At 59.6% G+C, this 2,857-nt stretch carries 2 protein-coding genes; both read right to left on the bottom strand.

The window, feature by feature from the left end:
* Positions 1–2,341 (bottom strand): type I-F CRISPR-associated helicase Cas3f (gene cas3f / locus OP496_RS16975; RefSeq protein WP_280565000.1); only part of this gene is annotated, 2,341 nt, incomplete at its 3' end.
* Positions 2,338–2,857, bottom strand: a 520-nt coding sequence (gene cas1f / locus OP496_RS16970; RefSeq protein ID WP_280564998.1) for a type I-F CRISPR-associated endonuclease Cas1f, incomplete at its 5' end; no start/stop codon positions are given. The genes cas3f and cas1f, both read right to left, overlap by 4 nt.

The following is a 2,857-nucleotide window of genomic DNA, read 5'->3' as shown; positions in this document are numbered from 1 at the left end:
GGTACACGCACAGATGAATGCGTTGCCCAACGCAGGCGCCTTGTTGGAAGAGCGATCTGGCGACATCGACCAGCGGATCGATATTGGCCATGCGGATCAAACCGAAACTGACGCGCTTGCCGGTGACAGGATCACACGAATGGTGGCGCTCGTGGAGCTGGGCGGCCTGTGTACGCAGCACCTCGGCCAGGCCAGCACGCATCTCTTCAGGGCGCTTGCCCAATGCCGGCAAGGGTAGAAGCTCGCCTCGGCGACGCACGGGGTTCTCGGACAAGCGCTTGAGCCGACGCTTGGCAAAAGCGGCATGCGCGGCGCTGAAGGCATCACCGTCGGCACAATCCTGATGCTGGCGATCATTTTCGTCGAACCACGCACAGCAGATATCCACGGGCTGGCCTGGCTCGCCACGATGGCACTGGTAGGCTTCACGTCCGCTGCGATATGCCTCATACAATCCGTGCACCAAGGCAGGCGGCAAAGTAGCCGATGATAGCAATACGCGCGAGCCGAGCAGTCCGGCCCAATGCACCAATCGGGTTAACGCTGGCAGATCGTTGATATCGAAGTCATCGATTTCATCGAGCACCAGATCACTGCTCATCAAACGCAGCATCGGTGCGATCTGGCGTCCGCCTCGCGTACTCTCAGTGGCCGCCACCAAGTGATCCACGGTACAGACGAGAATGGGCGCGGCGATCAGTGAGCGTGTGCCCGGTTCATCTCCCAGGCGACGAAGTACGGGATGAGTGTCGATATTGCCTTCGAATACCACGTGGGCGTCTTCATCGATCAGCCCTTGCGTCGAAGCTGAGCCGCTCGCCTCAGCGTCTTTCTCATAGTGCTCGAATAGTGCCTTGTTGGCACTGCCGCCGACCCGCACCGCGAGTTCGTCTTCACCGAGATGCAAGCGCTCGCGCAGCGCCTGGCCGGTTTGCAGCGTGAGTGTGCGGAGTCCCAGCGCGATGCTAAAACGCGCGCCCTGCTCGGGGTCGGCCAACGCATACATGATTCGCCCGTTGGCCAGCGTCTTACCGCAACCGGTGGAGGCCATGTTGATGCCGAAGAAGCCCTGACGCTGACTTCGCTCACGCACCGACTGGGCAAGGTCGAACGCCTTGTCCTGCCAACGAAAGCGAGGATGGTCGCTTCTCTTGCGAAAGCCCTTGTGCCGCGCCAGACGTGATAAATGGCTATTCACGGTAGGCAATGCACGTGCGATGGTACTGGTGTGCTTTTCGACGCCCAGTATATGCTCATCCAGCAATTGATTGGGTTGTCCCGTCTTGCGCACGGTATTGGCCACCAGCGGGTAGTCGGGTTCTCCTTTCACCCGTTTGGCTGGGTCTTCAAGACTCGAATAATGGTGATCCGCCAGCATCAAACACAACCGCGAAAGATGCATCACATAGGGACTATCGAGCCAGTTCGTATCGCCGGATAGACGTGCCAATAGCCGCTTCGCCTGCTTGGCAGTGCGCTCGCGCCAACGCCATGTAGAAAGCGGCAAACCATCGGGAAACGTCCAATACGGCGTGACCCGTTTCGACTCTTGCGTCCAGGGAATCTCGTTCCACTTCGCGCTGATCAACGACAGAACGTCCCCCAGTTGGTCCATCTGCAGCGTGATATTCTGGCTGCCCCAACGGGTCGCGGGGTTCGATATGTCGTCGGGTGGCTTGAGAGGTAACCGGTGGTGACTCACGATCAGCCATCCGAGAGCAGCGGCCAAAGGCGGCAAACGTCGAAATATGGCGGAAGGCTCAGGATCGAGCCCATCGCGCTCCAGCCCATCCAGCCAGTCTTGCTCTTGATAGCGCCCCTCGGCGAGTCGCGTGAGCCATGTCGCATCATCGTCGTCACCGACGAAGGCCTGGAAGAGCCGCAACGACACCCATTCATGGCGGTACAGATTACGCCCTTCCAGCTTGCCTTGAAGCCGTTGCTGGAAGGCTGCGGACGCCTTGCCCAGGTCGTGCAACAATGCTGACATAGACGCCAGGAGCAGGATGTCCTCGCCGCTATGCCAGTCGTTTTCGTCTTCGCGGCGCAGAATATCCCGTGAGGTGGTATTGGTCGGTACCGCGCCCTGGAGGTTGAAGCGCTTGGCATCGCCGACGACCCACATCAGCTCGCTGTGATCGTGACCGCGAATCCAATGACACGCCACGGCGGTATTCTTGCGCGCCGTCTTACGCAGCAACTTCCTCAGCGTGTCGAGCCCTTCGAGCGTAATCGGGGTTTGCCAGGTGCGTTCTCCCCGGCGCTCGGCAAACTGGTCGAGAATACGCCGCGTTTCTTTGAGCGCGTTCTTGTTGCACTGGGACACCAGCAGCACATTCATACCTCAGGCCCTCCGAGGTCGAGAGCTACGGCCTTGAGCGTATCGATCATGAAGTCGAGGGATTCGGTACGCGTCAGCCGCTCGATACACGCCTGACGAAACTCCTGTTCCTCGTCCCCTTTCATGGCCGAGAGAAACGCTTGCGGGAGAATGATGGCGTCCTTGACCAGATCGGCAACATCGAAGACCAAGCCGCCCCGCCGCGTCTTGCCATGCAAGACCGCCAAGCCATGAGGAATCCCCAATACCCAGGTCGCCGTTGCCGCCAGCCCATAAGCCAGGTAATTGCCATGATCGAGAAACCGGTTCGCGGGGTCGGCGCCACTGCCACGTTTGGCACGCGTAAACTGGCCATACTTGACGGCTTGCGCCGCCAGCTTGAACAGCGTCTTGGTCAAACGCGCTTCGAGCGTCAGCAATTCCACGGTATCGGTCGCACTGGCAATCGCTTCTCGATGTTGTGCCAATGCATCACTCAAATGCTGGGCGGATATGTCAAAACCCGCCTCCTTGAGC

It is taken from the genome of Chromohalobacter sp. 48-RD10 (assembly GCF_029889785.1).
In the GTDB taxonomy this organism is placed as follows: domain Bacteria; phylum Pseudomonadota; class Gammaproteobacteria; order Pseudomonadales; family Halomonadaceae; genus Chromohalobacter.
This window is presented reverse-complemented; position numbering and strand designations above follow the sequence as displayed.